Raw genomic sequence first — 21,615 nt, 5'->3', positions numbered from 1 at the left:
AACCTACGAGTATATCAAGCGTGGGGAAGGCCATTATTCCGGGCCATCACCCGCGCGTCGGCGGTGCCATGAATTCCGGCCCCACCGGATCGGTCACATGCGTGTCCACGATGCGCTCGATCTCGCCGCGGGCATCGTCGTCCAGGTGCCAATCCCAGACGCCGTCGACCGGATCGAGCTGCGTGGGCTGGCGCGCGCCCCACAGGGCCACGCTCCGCGGGTACTGGTCGAGCACCCAGCGGATGGCCAGCTCCAGCACGTGCTTGCCGAACTGCTCCTGGGCGAAGGTCTCGAGCGCGTCGACCGCGGCGAGATACTGACCGAAGCGCGGCTGCTCGAATTTCGGATCGGCATTGCGCAGGTCATCGCCCGGGAACTCGCGATCGGCGTGCATGCGCCCCGACAGCAGGCCGCGGCACAGCGCCCCGTAGGCGAGCAGTCGAGTGTCGTGTTCGCGGATCCACGACAGCACGTCGGCGTCGATCTGGCGCTCGAACAAATTGTAGGGATTCTGCGCGACATCCACCGGCGCGATCTCGCTGAACGCATCCAGCTGCTCGGGCGAGAAATTCGAGACGCCGATCGCGCGGATCTTGCCGGCTTCGCGCAGCTCCGCCATGGCTTCCGCGGTCTCGCGCACGTCCACCTGCGGGTCGGGCCAGTGCACCTGCAGCAGATCGATGACGTCGGTCTGCAGCCGGCGCAGGGAATCCTCGGCCTCCTTGACGATGCGCTTGCGGCTGGCGTTGCGCGCGACGCGCTCCTTGGCGTCCCATTCCAGCGCGCATTTGGTCGCGAGCACGACCCGATCGCGCATGCCGCCCTGTTTCACGGCCTTGCCGACCAGTTCCTCGGAGGCGCCGAAACCGTAGACCGGCGCGGTATCGATCAGCGTCACCCCGTGATCGGGCGCGCTCTGAATGGTGCGGATGGATTCGGCTTCATCGGTGCCACCCCACATCCAGCCGCCGATCGCCCAGGTGCCCAGGCCGATGCGCGACGCCGTCAGACCGTTGCCGTCGAGATCCAGCGTTTCCATGCGTGACTCCTTGATCCGATACACCCGGGAGATGGGATCAAGCGGCACGCATTCAACCGCAGCCCGGCGGCCGAGCGGCAATCGGGCGGGAAAATGGTGGGCCGCCGAGGACTCGAACCTCGAACCAATTGATTAAGAGTCAACTGCTCTACCATTGAGCTAGCGGCCCGACCGTCAAGGACAAGCGATGCCCTTGTCGCACAGAGATGGGGTGGACGATGGGACTCGAACCCACGACGACCGGAATCACAATCCGGGGCTCTACCAACTGAGCTACGCCCACCATCGACATCTGTCCGCGCTGCCGCACTGCTGCGCGACAGGCGGCGTATTCTAGCCATCTTCGCGCACGATGCCAACCTTCCGGCATCACTGACGTATGCCCGACATGATGGCGGGCGCCGAATCGCACCGCGTTATGCCGAACGCCGCCACACTCCAAACGGTGCGCAGCCATGCCCAGGAACTTGCGCCATACGGTGGATCCGGACGCGCCCTGCCGCTCACGTCGTTCCTGCGGCTGTTGTCGCAGCACGAGACGGGAGCCCGGAACCCACAGCGCAAGGTACGCTGGATCCGAACGGATGGGCAGACAGGTGTCACCGTCGCCGAGTCTTCCCGCCGGCGCCGGCGATCGGACGGCTCTAAACGCCGCGAATTCGGGCGCGGACCGCGATCGTCGCGTCGACACCCTGCGCTTGACGGTGGCCCGTCGCGATGCCACCGAATCGATGCCCGGCCGATGCGCTCGCGACCGGCGCTTCGCATCATGCCCCCAGGCCGAGCGCACCCCGCACCGTGAGGAAGAAAGTATTCGCCAACGCGACAGGTTCAGCGCCGGGAAGCTCCGTGGCAAGCCGCGCGGCCGTCGCGACAGCCGGTCTCGACGACGCATGACCGACATGGGACCGCATCGCGCGTCTCGCCGCCGCGCTCGCTGACGCGTCCTTCTAACAAGCCACGAGTTTCCGCCAACCCGGCTCTTTTCGTTGCTCCTCAAAGCCCACTGAAAGACTGCGCCCGGCTGGATCACTCGCGGCTGCGCCGCTCACCCTTCGGGCCAGTGCGGCTCAAGCCGCACTGCTCGGATGCGCCTGCGCGCATCCGTCGAACCATGCTCATTATCCGTCGCTGGTTCGAATGCTGACTGGAAAAGCCATTGCCAGAGCACGCCTGCGGCGCACTCTGGCAATGGCGCGCCCGGCTGGATTCGAACCAGCGACCAATGGCTTAGAAGGCCATTGCTCTATCCCCTGAGCTACGGGCGCCGAGGCGGCGAATGATGGGCCGGATGCCGGTGACCGATCAACGCCATGGCTGATCCGGCCCGGGCTGACCCGGTGCATTCTGGAATTGGTCGGGGCAACAGGATTCGAACCTGTGACCTTCTGCTCCCAAAGCAGACGCGCTACCAGGCTGCGCTATGCCCCGTCGATCGTCGCAGACTCTAGCGCGGTTGCATGCTCGTGGCCATCCTTTCTCCAATCAGAGCGCCATCCGTTACCGCGCCGAGCGGTATACCGGCACATCGCAACGCCGGCAATCCACGGCGCACTCAGCCACGCCGCCAGCGGGTGCCGTCCGCGCCGTCCTCCAGCAGGATGCCGTTGGCCTGGAGCTCGTCGCGGATGCGATCGGCCGTGTCGAAATCCCGCGCCGCACGGGCGTCGCGCCGCTGGCGGAGCATGGCCTCGATGGTTTCCGCGTCGTAGGTCTCGTCACCCGCGCGGCCCGTGCCACCCTGCAGATAGCGCGAAGCATCCTGCTGCAGTAGACCGATCCAGCCGCCAAGGTCGCGCAGCCCGGCGGCGATATCGGCCGCCACAGCCGGCGCCTCTTCGCGCTGCCGATTGCATTCACGCGCCATCTCGAACAGCACGGCGATCGCCGCGGGCGTGTTCAGGTCGTCCGCCATGGCCTCGGCATAGCGCGAGCGATAGCGCTGCACCGCCTCGGATCCCGGGTCGCCGTCGCCGGCGGTATCGCGCAGCGCTGTGTAGAGCCGGGCGAGCGCGCTGGCCGCCGCGCTCATGGCATCCGCGTTGTAGGCCAGCGGGCTGCGGTAGTGCGTCGAGAGCACGAAGTAGCGCACCGTCTCCGCGTCGAAGGTGTCCAGAACGTCGCGAATGGTCAGGAAGTTGCCGAGCGATTTCGACATCTTCTCGTCGTCCACGGTCACGAAGCCGTTGTGCATCCACAGCGTCGCGAAACGCTTGCCGGTGGCGGCCTCGCTCTGCGCGATCTCGTTCTCGTGGTGGGGGAACTGCAGATCCAGCCCGCCGCCGTGGATATCGAAGCTCTCGCCCAGGCAATGCGTCGACATCGCGGAGCATTCGATATGCCAGCCCGGCCGCCCCGGGCCCCACGGCGAGTCCCAGCTCGGCTCGTCGGCCTTGGCTGCCTTCCAGAGCACGAAATCGAGCGGATCCGTCTTGGCCTCGTTGACGGCGATGCGCGCGCCCGCCCGCAGATCCTCGGTTCGCCGTTTCGACAACGCGCCGTAGTCGTCGAAGGTGCTCACGTCGTAATAAACGTCGCCGTTGTCGCCGACATAGGCGTGACCGTTGTCGACCAGACGCTCGATCATGGCCAGGATCTGTTCGACGTGTGCGGTCGCCCGCGGTTCGTGGTCCGGCGCGATCAGCCCGAGCGCGGCCTCATCCTCGCTCATCGCGGCGGCAAAGCGCTCGGCGATGGCCTCCGGCGCGGCGCCGGTCTCCGCGGCACGGTTGATGATCTTGTCGTCGATGTCGGTGACGTTTCGAACGAAGGTCACCCGCCAGCCGGTCGCGCGCAGATAGCGCACGAACATGTCGAACACGATCATCACCCGGGCGTGCCCGAGATGACAGTAGTCGTAGACCGTGACCCCGCAGACGTAAAGACGCACGTGGCCGGGTTCGAGCGTGACCAGCGCCTGGCGCGCGCCGGTGAGACTGTCGTGCAGTTGCAGCATGCGGCTACGACGGATCGGTGGCAAAGCGCGATATTCTATACGTGCGCGCGTCTTCGGGTCTCGCCGATAGCCTTCGCGCCTGGATCATGATGACGGCACGCGCGGGATTACGGTCATCATCGCGGTCGCCGCGACTGCGGTATTGGCCACGCTCGCGGTGGCGCCGCCTTTGGACGCCCGCCGTGCGATCGAGCGGCTGCGCGACCACGCCCGCCGGACACGCCGGCTGGCCCCGTGTCCCCTATGCCGCCGCGCGCGGCGATTTCGGAGTCGTCGAATCGGCCCTGGCCGCCGGCGCGTCCGGGGATGCGCCGATCCGGCGCGGGCAGGCGCCGGCACGCAGGCGCAGCCCGACCTCATCGACGCGCTGCGGATCGACACGGCCAACCACGGACGCCCACGAGACCCTGGCCCGGCTCCATGTCGACGGGGACGACTACGCCGACGCAGGCCCGGCCCCGCAGCGCCCGCTGACGGCTCGGCCCGACAACGCGCGGGCGTGGCATCTGCCTGGCGAGAACCATCAAGGCCCGGACGAGACCGAGACGACGACCGTCGGTTTCGCCCATGCTCGCGGCCCGGGGTTTGGCCCCGCCTGCCGCTAGACCGCGCCGCGGCCGCCGAAATGGTCCCAGCCCGCGGCGTCCGACTCGAACGGCGGACAGCGTCGACCATGGGCATCGACCACGCGCAGACCGGGCTCGGACTCGATCACGCCGACGACCGTGAGTCCGCAGTCCAGCCGCGCCCGCGCGGCGTCGACGCTCGCGGCCGGCAGAGTCAGACACAGCTCGTAGTCGTCGCCGCCCCGCCACTGCAGATCGCGACGCTCCTCGTCGGTCGCCGCCCGGCGTCGCAGCGCCTCCGAGGCCGGCAGCGCCGCGAGCTCGATGCGTGCGCCCACACCGCTGGCCGCCAGCACGTGGCCCAGATCGGCGCCGAAGCCGTCGGACACGTCGATGCCCGCATGCGCCAGTGCCCGAACGGCGGCGCCGTTTCGCCACTGCGGCCGGGCCAGGCGTCGGAGCAGAAACGCGGTGTCCGGATCGCCGCCCGTGTCCGCGCGCGCGGGCCACAGCCCCAGCCCCTTCGCGGCGTCGCCGAGCGTTCCGGTCACGGCCACCACGTCCCCGGGGACGGCACCGGCGCGCGTCAGCGCCGCACCCGCGGGCAGCATGCCGATCGCGGTCACGGTGATCGACAGCGGACCGCGCGTCGTGTCGCCGCCCACGATATCCACGGCCGCGTCGCCGATGGCAGCCAGCGCGCCGTCGACGAAATCATCGCACCAGGGCCCATCCAGCACGGGCGTCGACAGCGCCACGGTCAGCCACGCCGGCGCCGCGCCCATGGCGGCCAGATCGCTCAGATTGACCGCGATCGCCTTCCAGCCGATATCGAAGGCCGGCGTGTCGTCCGGGAAATGACGACCGCTGATCAGGGTGTCGGTGGTGATCGCCAGAACCTGGCCCGGCGCGGGCGCGACAACCGCGGCGTCGTCGCCGATGGTCAGCTGCGTATCGGCGCGGCGCGCGGCCAGGCGAGCGGCGAGCCGGTCGATCAGCTGGAACTCGCGCACGCGGGCGGTCGTGTCAGTCGCCGGCCGGCGTCTCGCGGGCGCGCAGATCGCGCGCGGTGGCGTCCAGCACGCCGTTGACGAAGCGATGGCCGTCGGTCGCGCCGAACACCTTGGCGAGATTGGTCGCCTCGTTGATGACCGCAGCGAACGGAATCTCGACGCGATCGCGCAGTTCGTAGGTCGCCAGCAGCAGGATGGCGTGCTCCACCGGGTCCAGCTGTGCAGCCGGTCGGCTCAGATGCGCGTCGAAGATCGCTTCCAGCGCTTCGGCGTCGTAGGCCACGCCGCGCAGGAGCGTCTCGAAATACTCACGATCGAGCGCACTCAGACGCCCGGCCTGGGCGAACTGCAGCACCAGCGCGCCGAGCTCGGTGCCGGTCATGCGCCACTGGTAGAGCGCCTGCACGGCGGCCATGCGCGCACGGATGCGGGCGCCGCCCGCCATCCGCGGCGGCAGTTCCGGCAGGCGATCGTCGTCGTCCGATGAGTCGGCGGCGTCGCCCAGGGATTGGTTCTCGATCGGCACTGCGTTGTCAGTCCTCGATGGAGCGCAGCAACGTGATCATCTCCACGACCGCGCTGGCCGCCTCGGCGCCCTTGTTGTGGTCCTCGTCGGCCTGCGCCCGCGCATCGGCCTGCTCTGCGGTGTCGGCGGTGATCACGCCGAAGCCCACGGGCAGACCGTATTCCAGCGCCGTCGCCGACAGCCCCTTGGCGCATTCGGTGCAGATGTAGTCGAAGTGCGGCGTCTCGCCGCGGATCACCGCACCCAGCGCCACGATGCCGTCGAGGCCGCCGTCCTCGGCGTAGCGATCGGCGAGACGATCCGCCACCAGCGGCAGCTCGAAGGCGCCCGGCACTCGCACGAGCGTGATGTCATCGTCGTCAACACCGCAGTCGCTGAGCACATCCATGGCGCCGTCGACCAGCCGATCGACGACGTCGTCGTTCCAGCGGGTGCACAGCACCGCGATCTTCAGACCACTGCCGTCGAATTCCCCTTGCAGCGTGCGCATGGCGCGTCCTCGCTTGAGCGTTGGCCCATTATCGCACGCGCGGCGTGCGCGGCCACGCGGAATGAATCAGTCGCCGTCGTCGCCCTGCACGTACTCGACGACCTCGAGCCCGAAGCCCGAGATCGCCTGCAGCCGCATGGGCGCCGAGAGCACGCGCATCCGGCGCACGCCGAGATCGGTCAGAATCTGGGCGCCGACGCCGTAGGTGCGCAGAATACGGCTTTCGTCGCCGCCCGGATCGCCGCCGTCCGGCGCCGCAGCAGCCTCCGCGCCCTCGACCAGACGGATGCGTTCGATGAGTTCGCGCGCGGATTCGGGCTTGCGCAGCACGACCACCACGCCGCAGCCCTCCGCGGCCACCCGCGCCAGCGTGTCGCGCAGCGGCCAGCCGAAATCGCCGTGGCGCACGCCCAGCACGTCGGAGAGCGTGTTGCGCACGTGCACGCGCACCAGCGTCGGCGTCTCGGGGTCGATCGCGCCGCGCACCATCGCGAAATGCACGACCTTGTCGACCTCGTCCTCGTAGGAGACCAGCGTGAACGGACCGAACTCGGTCTCGACCTCGGACTCGGTCACGCGCACGACCGTGCGCTCGTTCTCGATGCGATAGCGAATGAGATCGGCGATGGTGCCGAGCCGGATGTCGTGCTCGGCGGCGAAGGCCTCCAGATCCGGCAGCCGCGCCATGGTGCCGTCCTCGTTGAGGATCTCCACGATCACCGAGGCCGGCTCCAGGCCGGCCAGACGGGCGAGATCGCAGCCGGCTTCGGTATGGCCCGCGCGCGCCAGCGTGCCGCCCGGCTGCGACATCAGCGGGAAGATGTGACCGGGCTGGACCAGATCCGACGGCCGGGCGTCCTTCTGCACCGCCGCGCGCACCGTCTGGGCGCGATCGTGCGCGGAGATGCCGGTGGTCACCCCTTCCGCGGCCTCGATCGAGAGCGTGAAGTTGGTCGATTGCTCGGCGTCGCTGGCCGCGACCATCAGTGGCAGGTGCAACTGCCGACAGCGCTCCCGCGTCAGCGTCAGACAGATCAGCCCGCGCCCGTAGCGGGCCATGAAGTTGATGTCCTCGGGCCGCACGCATTCGGCGGCCATGATGAGATCGCCTTCGTTCTCGCGGTTGGCGTCGTCGAGCATGATGACCATGCGCCCGGCGCGCATGTCCGCAACGACATCCTCGATGGGGCTGATGGGCATGGTGTGTCCTTGATCGATTGGCCGCCGCGAGAGCTGCGGCGGCGGCGCGCATTCTAGCACCGCGTTCCGGCCTCGGGCGTGGGCCCCGCCGGGTGCCGGCGCCTCAGCGGGCGTCAACCAGACGCGCGAGATAGCGCGCGATGACGTCGATCTCGAGGTTGACCCGGTCGCCGACCTCGCGCTCACCCAGCGTGGTGTGCGCCATGGTGTGCGGCACGATGTTGACGCCGAAGCGGTCGTCGGCGACTTCGTTCACCGTCAGGCTGATGCCGTCGACACAGACCGAGCCCTTGGCGGCGAAAAAGCGCGACAGGGCCGCCGGCACCGAAAAGACCAGCCGCCAGGAACGCGCATCCGCCGTCTTCTCGGCCAGGGTCCCGAAGCCGTCGACGTGGCCGGACACGAGATGTCCGCCCAGCGGTTCACCGGCGCGCAGGGCCGCCTCCAGGTTCACGTGCGAGCCGACCGCGAGTGCGCCCAGTGTCGTCAGCGACAGCGTTTCCTGGGAGACGTCGGCGGCGAAGCGCCGGCCGTCGAGCGCGGTGGCGGTCAGGCACACGCCGGATACGGCGATGCTGTCGCCGAGGGCGATCGGGCCGAGATCGGCGTCGCCGGTGTCGATGACCAGACGGGTGTCGCCGCCCACGGGCTCGATCTCGGCCACGGTGCCGATGCCCTTGATGATTCCGGTGAACATGCGTTTTTCAGTTCCTGTTGTCGGCCGCCGCGGGGCGAGCCCGAATGCGCCAGTCGGATCCGACCGGCTCGACCGCGATGATCTCGAGCGGCCGCGCATCGGCGAGGCGGTTCGCGCCGGGCAGATGCACCAGCCCACGGCCGGTGTCGCCGATGAGCATCGGCGCCATGTAGAGGAGGTACTCGTCGACGCAGCCGGCCTCGGCCAGCGAACCGGCCAGCGTCGGTCCGGCTTCGACGAGTACGTCGTTGATCTCCTGCGCGCCGAGGCTGTCGAGCACGGCCGGCAGATCCAGACCCTCGCCGGCCAGGGCGACGCGCTCGACCGCGGCACCGGCCCGTTCGAGCGCATCGATGCGGGCGTCGTCCGCGCTGGCGGTGAAGATGCGCACGGCGCCGGGTGGCTCGAGCATCCGTGCGGCCGGCGTGATCTCGAGGTGGGTGTCGACCACCACGCGCAGCGGCTGCGGCCACTCGCCGTCGAGGCGTACCGTCAGCGACGGATCGTCGGCCTGGCGCGTGCCTCGGCCGACCAGCACGGCGCCGGATTCGGCGCGCAGCCGGTGCACGTCCGCGCGCGCCGCCTCGCCGGTGATCCACTGGCTCTCGCCGTTGGCCGCGGCCGTGCGGCCGTCGAGGCTCATGGCGAGCTTGACGCGCACCCGCGGCCGGCCGCTGGTCATTCGCCGGTTGAAGCCCGGGTTCAACTCACGACAGCGATCGGCGAGCACGCCGGTGACGACGTCGATGCCGGCCGCGCGCAGCGCCGAAACGCCGCGACCGTCCACCGCCGGATTCGGGTCGCCCGCGCCGATCACCACCCGCGACACGCCGGCCTCGATGAGCGCCTCGGTGCAGGGCGCCGTGCGGCCGACATGGCTGCAGGGCTCGAGCGTGACGTAGGCGGTGGCGCCGCGCGTGGCGTGCCCGCGGCCGGCGGCGTCGTCGAGGGCGCGCCGCTCGGCGTGTCCCTCGCCGGCCCGTTCGTGCCAGCCCTCGCCGATGATCCGCTCGTCCGCGACCAGGATGCAGCCGACGCGGGGGTTCGGGCGCGTGGTGTACCAGCCGCGCCGGGCCAGCTCGATCGCACCCTGCATAAAGTAGCGGTGCACGGCCTCGCGCACGCCGGGCGCGCTCACCGGTCCTTTCCGCCGGCGTCGATCAGCGACAGCTGGCCGCTGTCCGGGTCGGGCGCCGCCTCGAGCCGTTCGATCTCCTCGCGAAAGGCGTTGACGTCCTCGAAACGGCGATACACCGAGGCGAAGCGGACGTAGGCCACCTGGTCGAGTTCGCGCAGTTCCGCCATCACCCACTCACCGAGTTGACGCGAGGCGACCTCGCGCTCGGCGTCCGTACGCAGGCGCTGGAGTATGTGGATGATCGCGGTGTCGATGGCCTCGGCCGCCACCGGGCGCTTGTAGAGCGCCCGTTCGATCCCCTGGCGCAGCTTGTTTTCGTCGAAGGGCTCGGGCGTACCGTCGCTCTTGACGATGCGTGGCAGCACCAGCTCCGCGGTCTCGAAGGTGGTGAAGCGGGCGCTGCACGCCGGACATTCGCGCCGACGCCGCACCTGGCTGCCTTCCGCGGCCAGGCGCGAGTCGACCACGCGCGTGGCGCGCTCGTCGCAGAACGGACACTGCACGGCGAACCCCGCGGACGGCGCAGCCTAGGCGGCGCCCTTCTCGGCCGCGCGATACACCGCGTGCCGGGCGCACAGCTCGGTGACCGCCGTGCGCACCCGGGCGACCATGGCGTCGACATCGCCGCCATCGGCCAGCGTGTCGAGCACGTCGCAGATCCAGCCGGCGACCTGGCGCATTTCGTTCTCGTCGAAACCGCGCGTGGTGGCCGCGGGCGTACCGATGCGCAGCCCGGAGGTGACGAAGGGCGAGCGCGGGTCGCCGGGCACGGCGTTCTTGTTCGCGGTGATGTGCGCCTTGCCGAGCAGCGCTTCCGCATCCTTGCCGGTGATGTCCTGGCGCACCAGGCTGACCAGCATCAGGTGGTTGTCCGTGCCGCCGGACACGACCTCGTAATTGCGGTCCATGAAGACCTGCGCCATCGCCCGGGCATTGGCCACGACCTGGCGCGAATAGGTCTGGAACTCGGGTTCGAGCGCTTCCTTGAACGCGACCGCCTTGCCGGCGATGACGTGCATGAGCGGGCCGCCCTGCGTACCCGGGAACACCGCGGAATTCAGCTTTTTGTAGAGGGCCTCGTCGCCGTGAGCGGACAGGATCAGCCCCCCGCGCGGGCCGCGCAGGGTCTTGTGGGTCGTGGTCGTGACCACGTGCGCGTGCGGCAGCGGGCTCGGGTATTCACCCGCAGCCACGAGACCGGCGACGTGCGCCATGTCCACGAGCAGCCAGGCACCCACCGAGTCCGCGATCTGACGCATCCGCGCCCAGTCGATCCGGCGGGAATAGGCCGAGAAGCCGCCGATGAGCATCTTCGGCCGGTGTTCGTCGGCCAGCCGCTGGATCTCGTCGTAATCGAGCTCGCCGGTCTGCTCGTTGAGGCCGTACTGCACCGCGTTGTAATTGCGACCGGAGAAGTTCGGCGCCGCGCCGTGGGTCAGATGGCCGCCGGCGTCCAGGCTCATGCCCAGAATCGTGTCGCCGGGCTTGACCAGCGCGAGATAGACCGCGGCGTTGGCCTGGGCACCCGAATGCGGCTGCACGTTGGCATAGTCGCATTCGAACAGCCGGCAGGCGCGATCGATCGCCAGCTGCTCGGCCACATCGACGTATTCGCAGCCGCCGTAGAAGCGCTTGCCCGGATAACCTTCCGCGTACTTGTTGGTCAGCAGCGATCCCTGGGCTTCCATCACCCGAGGACTGGTGTAGTTCTCCGAGGCGATCAGCTCGATGTGATCTTCCTGGCGCTGGTCCTCGTCGGCGATGGCCGACGCCAGCTCGGGGTCGAAATCGACAATGCGTTGCATGGCATCAAACATGGGCAAATGATCTGTCTGTAAAACGAAGAAGCCGTAGCGTCGCCGCCTGCGGGCGCGGGCGTCGACGCGTTGTCTGATCCGGTAAGGCCGCATAGTGTAGCGCAGACGCGGCGCACGCTCAGGCGTGGCGCCCGGCGCGTGCCGCTCGCTGCCGCGGCCTAGGCCGTGATCTCGAGCATGAGATCGAGCGTCGCCTTGGCTTCGCGCGCCTCGTCGGCCGGCACCTGAATACGGTTGACGACCTCGCCCTCGACCAGATTGTCCAGAACCCAGGCCAGATGCTGGGGATCGGTGCGGAACATGGTCGAGCACATGCACACGACCGGCGACATGAACTGCACCTTCACGCCCTTGTCGGCCATCTCGTGGTGCAGGCGATTGACCAGATTGAGTTCGGTGCCCACCAGCCAGTGCGTGCCCGGTTCGCTGGCACGCACGTGCCGGAGAATGGTCTCGGTGGAACCGACCACGTCGGAGGCCTGACAGACCTCGAAGGCATTCTCGGGATGGGAGATCACCCGGCCTTCCGGATGTTCCTCCCGGAACTTGTGGATGTGATTGGGGTGGAACATCTGGTGGACCGAGCAGAATCCCTTCCAGAGGATGATGCGCGCGCCGCGGATCTCGTCCGCGGTGAGCCCGCCCATCGGCTTCGAGAAATCCCAGACGACCATCTCGTCCAGCGGGATGCCCATGTCGTGGCCGGTATTGCGCCCCAGGTGCTGATCGGGGAAGAACAGCACCTTCTCGCGACGCGAGAACGACCAGTCGAGCACGCCGCGGGCGTTGGACGAAGTACACACGATGCCGCCGTGGCGGCCGCAGAACGCCTTCAGATCGGCCGCCGAGTTGATGTAGGTGACCGGCGTGACCTGCTCGTCGGGCTCGAGCACTTCGGAGAGCTCGCGCCAGGCGCGCTCGACGTTGCGCAGGTTGGCCATGTCCGCCATCGAGCAACCGGCGGCCATATCCGGCAGGATCACCTGCTGGTCGGGCCGCGACAGGATGTCGGCGACTTCGGCCATGAAGTGCACGCCACAGAAGACGATGTATTCGGCGTCGGAATTCGCTGCCAGCTTCGACAGCTTCAGCGAGTCGCCGGTGTAATCGGCGTGTGCGAAGACCTCGTCGCGCTGGTAGTGGTGACCGAGAATCGCGCAGCGCGAGCCGAGTGCGGCCTTGGCGGCCCGAATGCGCTCGTCGCAGGTCGCATCGTCGTAGAAGGAGTAATCCTGCAGGGCGAATGCGTTCGCAGTCATGATGATTGCAGGCGGATATTGTCCTTAGAATGTATCACAGTCCGCCGGCGCCGCTCCCCGCCACAAGCCGCGAGCCGCGTATGTCTATATAATTCACGAATGAAAGACGACGCCCGCCAATGGCTGGCACGGGCCTGCCGCCGCCTGCTTCGCCCGGTCGTGCGCATCCTGCTGCAGCACGGGATCGCATACCGGGATTTTGCCGAGATCGCACGCGGCGTGTATGTCGACGTCGCCCGCGAGGCGAGCGACGCCCGCGGCCGACCGCCGACCGACTCACGCGTCGCCGTGGTCACCGGCCTGACCCGCAAGGAAGTGCGGCGCCTGCGCGAGGCTGGCGATCAGGATTACGTCGATCCCACCTGGGGCGGTGCCAACCGGGCCACCCGCGTGCTGGCGGGCTGGCACCGCGACCCGGACTTCAACGACGATCGCGGCCATCCCCGGGTGCTCGATTTCGGCGACGCCGACAGCGGCTTCACCGCACTCGTACGTCGATACAGCGGCGACATTCCGGTCAACGCCGTATTCGAGGAGCTCGAGCGCGTCGGCGCGGTCGACATCGACGATCGCGATCAGGTCAGCGTGCTCGGCCGCGCCTATGTGCCCATGGCCAGCGACCCCGAGAGTCTGCGCATGCTGGGCACCGCCAGCCACGATCTGCTGGCCACGATCGCCCACAACATCGGCCGGCATGCGGACACCCCGGCTCGTTTCCAGCGCACGGTGTTCAATGCCCGCGTCGACGTGCGCGCCCTGCCGGTGTTCCACCGGCTAGCCTCGGAACACGGCCAGCAGCTGCTGGAGACGCTCGACGACTGGCTGGAACGCCATGAGATCGACGAACAGGACACCGAGACCCCGGTCGTGCGAACCGGCGTCGGCATCTATTATTTTCAGGATGCACCCCGGTCCGAGGAGAACAAGAATGACGACTGACCGACGATTCGTTCGCTCGCTTCGCCGCGGCATCGCCCTGCTGACGTGCGTCGCCCTGGCCGCCTGCGGCGGCGGCGACGACGGCGGCGGACAGATCGCCGGCATCGAGGGCACCGGTATCGTCTCCGGGTTCGGCAGCGTCTGGATCAACGGCATCGAGTTCGAGACCGACGACGCCGAGATCGTGTTCAACGGCGAACCGGTCGGCGAGGACGCGCTGCGTGTCGGCGACATCGTCACGGTTCGCGGCACGATCGAGGACGATCGCGCCGAGGCCGATCGGATCGTGTTCGACCGCGTGCTCGACGGGCCGATCAGCCGGATCGAGGTCCGCAACGGCGTCGGCCGGCTCGTGGCGCTGGGCGAGACCGTGCATATCGACACCGATACGCGCCTCATCAACACGCCCGCGGACGAACTGGCCGCAGGCGATCTCATCGCCGTCAGCGGCGTCGCCGCGGACGACGGCGATCTGCGCGCGACCTCGATCGAACAGGGCCCCACCTATCGGCCGGACAGCACGCGCATCGACATCGAGGGCCGCGTCCGGGATCTGGCGGCCGACCGCTTCTACATCGGTCCGCTGGAGATCGACTACGGCGGCGCCACCGTCGACCCCGCCGCGGGCGAACTCAAGGACGGCGCCTTCGTCCAGGTCTTCGGCACCCAGGGCGCGGCGGCGGATGCCCCGCTGGTCGCCGACAGCGTGATCGTGCGCTCGCGCGGGCCGGCATCGGATAGCGGGCACGTCTTTCGCACCGGCCGTATCGAGAACTTCGACGGCCCGGGCGACTTCACCATCGCCGGCCAACGCATCGACGCCGAGGATGCCAGCCGCAACGACGACGCCTCGATCGATCCGGCAGAGGGCGTGTTCGCCTGGGTATACGGGACGATGCGCGACAATGTGCTCGTCGCCGATACCCTGACCGTTCGCCCCGCCCCCAACGTGGTGATCGAGGCCCGGATCCGGGACATCGACGAGGCGAACGACGCGCTGACCCTACTGAGCGTCGACGTCCGGACCCGCTCGGACACGCTCTACGTGGACGAGCGCGACGCGGCCGACCGCCGGCTTCGCTTCGACGGGCTCGCCCGCGGCAATTCGGTGCGTATCTCCGGCTACGCCACCGACACCGGCGTGACCGCGACCCGGGTCACGCGCGTCGATTCGGCGACGACCCGCACGCGCGGGCCGGTCGCGCGCGTATCGGGGAGCGGCGACGCGCTGTCACTGGAAGTCGCCGGCATCCCGGTCATCGCCCGCGACGACGTCACCGAGTTCGAAGACGCCGACGGCGAGCGCCTCGACGCCGCCGCGTTCCGCACCCGGGCGGAAGACGGCGCGATCGTGGAGGCCACGGGCCCCGACAACGACGGTCGCATCGATACAGCCCGCACGCTGCGCCTGATCGAGCGCTGACGCCATCTCGGCCCGGCGGCAGCGCGCCGCCGGGTCGCTCCACGACAGCCGGAATACGCCGGTCCCGCGATCGACGACCGCCCTGCGATACCGCCTCGCACGCGCGCCCATCAGTCTGCAGGCAGTGACAACCGACGATGCGCGGGCACCCCCGGCCGGACCGAGATCGGCCGCCCCCTCGGCATCGCCCGCTAAGCACGTACCGCCATTGCCGGCGACGCGCGTTGCGCGCCGGACACACTCGACTTACGCGATCCCGTCGACAGCCTGCGCCGCGCCCCCGTGTGAACGGTGCAACGGGGCGCGATGGCCCCACGCTCGGCAGCGGTCGCCGGCAGGCCGATGGCTTTAGCAAAGTCCTGCCACTACGCCCAGTCCCGGCATGCGGCGCAATAGCGCAACGCGGCCGGATGAGGCGCGATGCCCCACTGCAGGGCCGAGGCGCGGCACAAGCGCCCGGACGGGCCGGCGCGCCCCATGTCCACGACGGCCTCGCCGAGTGTCGGCCAGTCGATCCACTACACCGCTCCTGCACGGTCTTTGCAGGACGCGCCGCGGGGCCCGGGTGCGGTGTCCCTGACAGGTGAGCGGGAGCTGGCACCAGGCCAATGAGCGCAGGTTTGCCACCACTCCTCTTTTCATTCCTACGATCGCCTGACAGGCACTTGGGCCATATCGGCCCGCGGCATCGGCGCGGCGGCGGCGGTCGGTCGACCTTCCCAACGGACGAACGATCGGTGATGCGCCTGCCGCGGCCAAGACTAGCGTGGGCTCGACGGCCGAAATGGATACCTCGGCCCGCCGACACCTGGGCGACAGCGCAATGGCGCCGCGAGCGAGCGAACCGAATGTCACCAAGCCGACCTACGGCGAGAGCCGCCATATCGACATCGCCGACGGCGATCGCAGGTCCGGACCACGCGAGTCGCAAAACGGCTCGATCTCGGCCGGAGACGAAAAAGGCCGGACCGGGTCACCCCGATCCGGCCCAAGGGCCATGCCAAACGCGCGACTAGCGCATATCGTCCGACGCCGAGGCCGACTGTTCGACCTCGAACGCGACCGTCGCCCCGCGCACCGGCAGGCCGTCACCCACGACGAGGTCCGTTTCGTCAGCACCGTCGGTAGTATCGAGCGACTGCAGCACGAATCGCAGCTGGCCCATGCCCATGACGTCGTCGTCCATGTCGTCATTCATGTCGCCGTTATCTCCCGGCTGTCCGAGATCGACGCCGTCGCCATCACTGTCGCTGCACGCGGTGAGCGTGAGCGCGATCACGGCCACGACCAGCAGGAGCTGGGTACGACGACGCATGCCGCCGACCGAGAGCAGACCGACCAGGCCCAGCAGCGCCCCACCGGCATACAGCACACCGGCATTCGTGCCCGAGCCGCCGAGGTCCATCAGGCCAATCATCGCCTCGGAGTCCGCATCGTCGTCGCCGTCGTCCGCCACCAGCAGATAGGTCACGCTGTCGTTGGCGGGAATCGACACGCCGGCGCCGTCGGCGAAGGTCACGCTGAACGTGGTGCCGTTGTCGGCCACCGAACCGCTGCCGACCGCCATGTCACCGCCGGCGTCGAAGCGACCGTTGTCGTTGCCGTCGACATAGACCGTGAGGTCGAGGTCGGCCGGATCCACGTCCTCGGGCAGCATGTCGTCGCGCTCGAGATAGCCGGAAAAGCCACCGACGTTGACGCTGTCGTCACTGTCGTTGCTCAGCGTCACGCCCAGCACGGCGACCGAGTCGGCCTCGTCGTCCGCCTCGATCACGACGTCGTCCAGATCGACGGCGGTCGCGGTGAGGACCGGGTCGTCGGTCAGCTCGAAGGCGCCGGCATCGCAGTCGCCGGCATCCGAGTCGCCGGCGTCGAAGCCGCGATCGGCACCGCGCTGATCGACGTCCATGTCGTCGCAGTCGGCGTTGCTGTCGAGCGCGGCACTGCCCGTCGCCAGCGGCTGCGTCGGCGTGGTGCCACCGAACAGGCGATAGGCGCCGTCCAGCGCCACGTCGCCGGTGACGTTGCCGTCATCCGCCTCGGCCGCGATTCCGGAACCCAGATCGGTATCATTCCCCGAGATCAGGCTGTTTCGGATCGCGATCGACCCGCCGGCCTCTTCCGCGGCGTCGACGCCGGTGCCCGCGTTGTCGGTGACCGTGACATAGTCCAGCGTGATGCTGCCGCCGGCGCCGTCGAGATAGACGCCCGCACCAGTGTCCGCACTGTTGTTCGACACCGTGACGTTGTCCAGATCGAGCGTACCGGCGCCCGAGTTCCAGAGTCCGCCGCCTTCGACCGCGCTGTTGTAGCCCACGCTGGAGCGCTCGATGGTCACGGACCCGGCGCCGCCGATGTGCAGCCCGCCGCCGTTGCCCGGATTCGCACTCGGGTCGATGGCGTTGCCCAGCGCCGAGGACGCGCCGCCGAGGGTGACCCGCAGCATCGTGACCGTACCGTCGGCCACTTCGATGCCGGCGCCGGCGCGGTTCGCACGGTTGCCCTCGATGCGGCTGTCGGTGATCTCGGCCGTTGCCCCCGGGCTCACGAGCAGAGCGCCCCCGGAACCGGCATCGCCGGTGGCGCGATTCGTCGCGATCCGGCTGTTGCGGATGGTCACCATGCCGCTGCCTTCGCCTTCATTGGCTTCGGCTTCGGCGAAGATGCCGCCGCCGCCCTGATCGGCGCCGTCTCCGGTGGCTTCGTTGTTCACGATCGACACGCCGTCGAAGTGCATGTCGCCCTGATTGTTCCAGAACGCGCCACCTTCGACGGCCGTGTTGCGGGCGAAGATGCCGCCGTCGACGTCCACATCGCCATCGCCGGTGACGTGCACCACGCCGCCATTGCCGGGATTCATGCCGGCGTCGTTGCCGGTGGCGGTCACGTTGTCCAGCATGGTGTCGGTCCCCGCGAGGACCTCGATCGCCCCGCCGGCGCGGCGCGCGGCGTTCATGCGGAAGCTGGAGTCGTGAACGCGCAGCGTCGTGCCGGACGACGCCAGGATGGCGCCGCCGGAGCTGGCGCTGTCCGCGCCGTCCATCTGATCACTGTCGTCGGCGCCCGCGCGATTCTCCACGAAGCGTGAGTCATCAATGATCAGCGTACCGCCGTTGCTCTCGGCGTAGATGGCGCCGCCACCCTGGTCCGCCGCGGGTCCGGTCGCGGTATTGCCGCTGAATGCGACGCCGTCGACGTGCATGGTGCCGCCGTTGTTCCACAGCGCACCGCCCTCGACCGCGATATTGTCGCTGAACGCACCGCCGTCGATCCGGATGTCGCCGCCGCCGGTCACGTGGAGCGCACCGCCGTTACCCGGGTTCATGCCGGCGTCGTTGCCGGAGAATTCGACGCCGTTGAGCGTGACACGCACGTTGTCGAGCGAATCGTCGTCGTCATCGTCGTCGATCGACACGCCCGAGGCTTCCTCGATCGCGCCGCCGGCACGGTCGGCGGTGTTGTCGCGCATGGCACCGCCGTTGACCGTGAGCACGCCGCCGTCGTCGTTCAGAATCGCGCCGCCCGAACGGTCGTCGGCTCCGGCGTCGCCGCCGGCCGTCATGCCGTTGATCAGCACCAGGTGATTGAGCGTGAGCTGGCCCTGGTTGGTGAAGATGCGGCTCTGCCCGTTCGCATCGATGGTCACACCATCCGCGTCCTCATCCGAGTCGCCGCCATCGCCGTCGGCCGCGCCGATGGTGAGCGTAGAGCCACCCTCGATCGTCGGCAGGGCTTCGCCGGCCAGCATGATCGTGCCGCCGGCCACGCCGTCGGCGAAGACGATGGTGTCGTTGTTGTCGTCGCCGGCGGCACAGCCACCGACGGTCGCGTTGTCGTTGGCCGCCATGATGGCGCTGCGCAGCGTGCAGCCGTCGCCGCCACTCATGTCGCCGCCGCTGTCGACCATGATCGTCGCGGCCATGGCGCCCGGCGCCGCCGCCACCAGTACCGATCCGGCGATCGCGGCCCGCACCTGACGGTGCAGGCGGCCGACGCCGTTGCGATTGATAGACATAACGTTTCGTCCCCTGTGACACGGCGCGAAGGGCGCGCCACCCTTTTTGGGATTTTTGTCCCAAATTTGTGTCGCTCACTTTCCAGCACCCGCCGGGAAACGTCAAAACAAGGTGGCTAATACAACAAGGCCAGCGCCCGCTGTCGCAGGCGCCGGCCCTTTCAGTTCACGGAAAAGCCGCGATCAAGCGGCCGCGGCCGCAGCTCGGTTCAGCCCTCGGCCTTCCCGGTCGTGCGCAATCGAATCCCGAGTTCGCGAAGCTGGGCGTTGTCCGCCAGCCCCGGGGCCCCGGTCAGCAGATCGGTCGCGGTCTGGGTCTTGGGGAAGGCGATGACCTCGCGAATCGAATCCGCGCCGGCCATGAGCATGACCAGCCGATCCAGGCCGAAGGCGATGCCGGCGTGCGGTGGCGCGCCGTACTTGAGCGCCTCGAGCAGGAAGCCGAACTTCTCTTCGGCCGCCTCACGCGGTACACCGAGGACGTCGAAGGCCGCCTGCTGCATCTCGGGGGTATGGATACGCACCGAGCCGCCCCCGACTTCGGTACCGTTGAGCACCATGTCATAGGCCTGTGACAGCGCGCTCTCCGGATCCGCTCGCAGCGCCTCGGGGTCGTCGACCGCAGGCGCGGTGAACGGATGATGCAGGGCCTCCCAGCGCTTGGCGTCGGGGTCGTACTCGAACATCGGCCAGTCCACGACCCACAGCGGCGCCCATTCGCCGGCAACACGGCCGAGATCGTGGCCGAGTCGCACCCGAAGCGCGCCCAGCGCGTCGTTGACCACGGTGGCGCGGTCGGCGCCGAAGAACAGCAGGTCGCCGTCGGCGGCACCGCTGCGCGCCATGATGCCGTCCACGGCCTCGTCCGACAGGAACTTGAGGATCGGCGAGGCGAGGCCGTCGCGGCCGGCAGCCGCGTCGTTGACCTTCACATAGGCCAGGCCCCGGGCGCCGTAGCGGCCGACGAAGTCGGTGTAGTCGTCGATCTGCTTGCGCGTCAGGCTCGCGCCACCCGGCACGCGCAGCACCGCCACGCGTCCGCTGTCGCTGTTGGCCGGTCCGGAAAAGACCTTGAACTCGGCATCCGCGACCAGATCGGCGATGTCGACGAGTTCCAGGTCGATGCGCAGGTCGGGCTTGTCGGAGCCGAAGCGGCGCATCGCCTCCGCATAGCTCATGCGCGGGAACGGGTCGGGCAACGCGACGCCGAGCACGTCCGCGAACAGCGCGCGGATCATGGTCTCGTTGATGGCCATGATGTCGTCAGCGTCGACGAACGACGCCTCGATGTCGATCTGGGTGAACTCGGGCTGGCGGTCGGCGCGCAGGTCCTCGTCACGGAAGCACCGGGCGATCTGGTAATAGCGGTCCATCCCGGAGACCATCAGCAGCTGCTTGAACAGCTGCGGCGACTGCGGCAGCGCGAAGAAGTGGCCCGGCTGCGTGCGGCTCGGCACCAGGTAGTCGCGCGCGCCCTCGGGGGTGGCGCGTGTGAGAATCGGCGTCTCGATATCGAGAAACCCCTGGTCGTCCAGCGCCTTGCGCACGGCCCGCGTGACCTGGGCGCGCAGCTGCATGTGCCGCTGCATGCGCGGCTTGCGCAGCTCCACATAGCGATAGCGCAGACGCGCGGCATCGCCGACGTTCTCGGTCTCGTCGAGCTGCAGCGGCGGCGTCTCGGAGGCGTTGAGCACGGTCAGCTCGGTGGTGTAGATCTCGACCTCACCCGAGGCGAGACTGGCATTGACCGTGCCTTGCGGGCGATGGCGCACGCGGCCGGTGACCTGGATCACGTACTCGCTGCGCAGATCCTCGGCCACCGCGAAGATGTCCGGCTCGTCCGGGTCGAAGACGACCTGTACGAGACCGCTGCGATCACGCAGATCGATGAAGATGACTCCGCCGTGATCGCGACGGCGGTGGACCCACCCGCAGACCGTGATGTCGGTGTCGATGGTCGCGGCGGTTACGTCGCCGCTGTAGTGGGATCGCATCATGACTCGCGTGTCGCCCTGTCAAAAGAGCGCGAGTCTAGCAACTCCGGCCGCCGCGCCGGTAGCCCGTCGTCGACGAGCCCCCGGCGCGCCGGTCCGCCGGCGTCAGCCGCTGTCGCCGGATGCGCTCTTGCGGCTGCTCTTGTCGCCGCTTTCACGCGCCGGCTTGGCGGCGTCGGTCTTGCCGCTGCCCTTGTCCGGCGCGGCCTTGCCCGCGCCCTCCTTGGGTTTGGCGGCAGAGGCGCCGTCGCCGTCCTTCTTGCCGGCGCCATTGGTCTCGGACGACTTCGCGCTGTCGCTCTTGTCCCCGGACAGGTTGCGCTGCCCCTCGGACTTGAAGTCGGTCTCGTACCAGCCGCCGCCGGCCAGCCGGAAGCCGGCCGCCGAGACCTTGCGCTTGAGGGCGGCCTCCCCGCAGTCGGGGCATTCGGTCAGCGGATCATCGGACAGGCGCTGGAGACGTTCCAGCTCATGGCCGCAGTCACGGCACACATATTCATAGATGGGCATGTCGCTTGCCTCGCAACATCGGTGAAGACGCCT

16 protein-coding genes and 4 tRNA genes are annotated in these 21,615 nt (G+C 68.9%); 2 read left to right on the top strand and 18 right to left on the bottom strand.

The features are described 5' to 3' along the window. Positions 1-46: 46 nt before the first annotated feature. The 15 genes from SAOR_RS04070 to nadA all read right to left on the bottom strand — a co-directional run bounded on the left by SAOR_RS04070 (position 47) and on the right by nadA (position 12,701). The gene (locus SAOR_RS04070; protein WP_123630330.1) at positions 47-1,039 is read right to left on the bottom strand and encodes an aldo/keto reductase; all 993 of its coding nucleotides are present in this window, start codon (positions 1,037-1,039) and stop codon (positions 47-49) included. Positions 1,040-1,133: 94 nt separating this feature from the next. Then, positions 1,134-1,208, bottom strand: a tRNA-Lys gene (locus SAOR_RS04065). Positions 1,209-1,246: 38 nt separating this feature from the next. Continuing rightward, positions 1,247-1,322 (bottom strand) — tRNA-His (locus tag SAOR_RS04060). A 909-nt stretch (positions 1,323-2,231) separates the two neighbouring features. Then, positions 2,232-2,307, bottom strand: a tRNA-Arg gene (locus SAOR_RS04055). A gap of 86 nt (positions 2,308-2,393) precedes the next feature. Further along, positions 2,394-2,470: transfer RNA gene (locus SAOR_RS04050), tRNA-Pro, on the bottom strand. A gap of 124 nt (positions 2,471-2,594) precedes the next feature. Then, complete coding sequence (gene cysS, locus SAOR_RS04045) at positions 2,595-3,995, bottom strand: cysteine--tRNA ligase (RefSeq protein ID WP_123630329.1); 1,401 nt, start codon at positions 3,993-3,995, stop codon at positions 2,595-2,597. 601 nt (positions 3,996-4,596) lie between these two features. Next, on the bottom strand, positions 4,597-5,574 hold the full coding sequence (gene thiL / locus SAOR_RS04040) for a thiamine-phosphate kinase (protein WP_123630328.1): 978 nt from the start codon (positions 5,572-5,574) through the stop codon (positions 4,597-4,599). Positions 5,575-5,587: 13 nt separating this feature from the next. Beyond that, the gene (gene nusB, locus SAOR_RS04035; protein WP_245965386.1) at positions 5,588-6,100 is read right to left on the bottom strand and encodes a transcription antitermination factor NusB; all 513 of its coding nucleotides are present in this window, start codon (positions 6,098-6,100) and stop codon (positions 5,588-5,590) included. A 7-nt stretch (positions 6,101-6,107) separates the two neighbouring features. After that, entirely contained in the window at positions 6,108-6,590 is a 483-nt protein-coding gene (ribH, locus tag SAOR_RS04030; protein WP_123630327.1) for a 6,7-dimethyl-8-ribityllumazine synthase, read from the bottom strand. A 66-nt stretch (positions 6,591-6,656) separates the two neighbouring features. Next, positions 6,657-7,790: a bifunctional 3,4-dihydroxy-2-butanone-4-phosphate synthase/GTP cyclohydrolase II gene (gene ribBA / locus SAOR_RS04025; protein WP_123630326.1), complete on the bottom strand. Its 1,134-nt coding sequence runs from the start codon at positions 7,788-7,790 to the stop codon at positions 6,657-6,659. 103 nt (positions 7,791-7,893) lie between these two features. Next, entirely contained in the window at positions 7,894-8,487 is a 594-nt protein-coding gene (locus SAOR_RS04020) for a riboflavin synthase (protein WP_123630325.1), read from the bottom strand. Positions 8,488-8,494: 7 nt separating this feature from the next. Continuing rightward, complete coding sequence (gene ribD / locus SAOR_RS04015) at positions 8,495-9,625, bottom strand: bifunctional diaminohydroxyphosphoribosylaminopyrimidine deaminase/5-amino-6-(5-phosphoribosylamino)uracil reductase RibD (protein WP_221179867.1); 1,131 nt, start codon at positions 9,623-9,625, stop codon at positions 8,495-8,497. Beyond that, entirely contained in the window at positions 9,622-10,128 is a 507-nt protein-coding gene (nrdR, locus tag SAOR_RS04010; protein ID WP_123591302.1) for a transcriptional regulator NrdR, read from the bottom strand. The genes ribD and nrdR overlap by 4 nt, the downstream gene beginning before the upstream one ends. Before the next feature lie 24 nt (positions 10,129-10,152). Continuing rightward, a complete protein-coding gene (gene glyA, locus SAOR_RS04005; protein ID WP_185015535.1) occupies positions 10,153-11,430 on the bottom strand; it encodes a serine hydroxymethyltransferase in 1,278 nt (425 codons plus the stop codon). A 170-nt stretch (positions 11,431-11,600) separates the two neighbouring features. Then, positions 11,601-12,701, bottom strand: coding sequence for a quinolinate synthase NadA (nadA, locus tag SAOR_RS04000; RefSeq protein ID WP_123630323.1), 1,101 nt, complete (start codon positions 12,699-12,701; stop codon positions 11,601-11,603). Positions 12,702-12,800: 99 nt separating this feature from the next. On the opposite strand from nadA, the gene SAOR_RS03995 reads away from it, so the two are divergent. Together SAOR_RS03995 and SAOR_RS03990 are read left to right on the top strand one after the other, a co-directional pair. Beyond that, positions 12,801-13,640, top strand: coding sequence for a DUF6502 family protein (locus SAOR_RS03995; RefSeq protein WP_123630322.1), 840 nt, complete (start codon positions 12,801-12,803; stop codon positions 13,638-13,640). Further along, complete coding sequence (locus SAOR_RS03990; protein WP_123630321.1) at positions 13,630-15,063, top strand: DUF5666 domain-containing protein; 1,434 nt, start codon at positions 13,630-13,632, stop codon at positions 15,061-15,063. The genes SAOR_RS03995 and SAOR_RS03990 overlap by 11 nt, the downstream gene beginning before the upstream one ends. 1,012 nt (positions 15,064-16,075) lie before the next feature. Here the strand turns inward: SAOR_RS03990 and SAOR_RS03985 are convergent. From SAOR_RS03985 to SAOR_RS03975, 3 genes are all read right to left on the bottom strand, one after another. Beyond that, entirely contained in the window at positions 16,076-19,078 is a 3,003-nt protein-coding gene (locus SAOR_RS03985; RefSeq protein WP_123630320.1) for a beta strand repeat-containing protein, read from the bottom strand. 209 nt (positions 19,079-19,287) lie between these two features. After that, the gene (aspS, locus tag SAOR_RS03980) at positions 19,288-21,072 is read right to left on the bottom strand and encodes an aspartate--tRNA ligase (protein ID WP_123630359.1); all 1,785 of its coding nucleotides are present in this window, start codon (positions 21,070-21,072) and stop codon (positions 19,288-19,290) included. A 105-nt stretch (positions 21,073-21,177) separates the two neighbouring features. Beyond that, on the bottom strand, positions 21,178-21,582 hold the full coding sequence (locus tag SAOR_RS03975; RefSeq protein ID WP_123591308.1) for an FmdB family zinc ribbon protein: 405 nt from the start codon (positions 21,580-21,582) through the stop codon (positions 21,178-21,180). Positions 21,583-21,615: the final 33 nt, after the last annotated feature.

The organism is Salinisphaera orenii subsp. orenii MK-B5 (assembly GCF_003788635.1).
GTDB lineage: Bacteria > Pseudomonadota > Gammaproteobacteria > Nevskiales > Salinisphaeraceae > Salinisphaera > Salinisphaera orenii.
The sequence above is the reverse complement of the archived record's forward strand: the minus strand, read 5'-3'. Positions and strand labels throughout refer to the sequence as shown.

What these genes read in the sequence shown, in the direction of transcription:
- ribH (WP_123630327.1), bottom strand. Translation starts at nt 6,590, where the DNA reads ATGCGCACGCTGCAAGGGGAATTCGACGGCAGTGGTCTGAAGATCGCG.
- SAOR_RS03975 (WP_123591308.1), bottom strand. Translation starts at nt 21,582, where the DNA reads ATGCCCATCTATGAATATGTGTGCCGTGACTGCGGCCATGAGCTGGAA.
- aspS (WP_123630359.1), bottom strand. Translation starts at nt 21,072, where the DNA reads ATGCGATCCCACTACAGCGGCGACGTAACCGCCGCGACCATCGACACC.
- SAOR_RS03985 (WP_123630320.1), bottom strand. Translation starts at nt 19,078, where the DNA reads ATGTCTATCAATCGCAACGGCGTCGGCCGCCTGCACCGTCAGGTGCGG.
- cysS (WP_123630329.1), bottom strand. Translation starts at nt 3,995, where the DNA reads ATGCTGCAACTGCACGACAGTCTCACCGGCGCGCGCCAGGCGCTGGTC.
- SAOR_RS03990 (WP_123630321.1), top strand. Translation starts at nt 13,630, where the DNA reads ATGACGACTGACCGACGATTCGTTCGCTCGCTTCGCCGCGGCATCGCC.
- ribBA (WP_123630326.1), bottom strand. Translation starts at nt 7,790, where the DNA reads ATGCCCATCAGCCCCATCGAGGATGTCGTTGCGGACATGCGCGCCGGG.
- glyA (WP_185015535.1), bottom strand. Translation starts at nt 11,430, where the DNA reads ATGCAACGCATTGTCGATTTCGACCCCGAGCTGGCGTCGGCCATCGCC.
- SAOR_RS04070 (WP_123630330.1), bottom strand. Translation starts at nt 1,039, where the DNA reads ATGGAAACGCTGGATCTCGACGGCAACGGTCTGACGGCGTCGCGCATC.
- nadA (WP_123630323.1), bottom strand. Translation starts at nt 12,701, where the DNA reads ATGACTGCGAACGCATTCGCCCTGCAGGATTACTCCTTCTACGACGAT.
- SAOR_RS03995 (WP_123630322.1), top strand. Translation starts at nt 12,801, where the DNA reads ATGAAAGACGACGCCCGCCAATGGCTGGCACGGGCCTGCCGCCGCCTG.
- SAOR_RS04020 (WP_123630325.1), bottom strand. Translation starts at nt 8,487, where the DNA reads ATGTTCACCGGAATCATCAAGGGCATCGGCACCGTGGCCGAGATCGAG.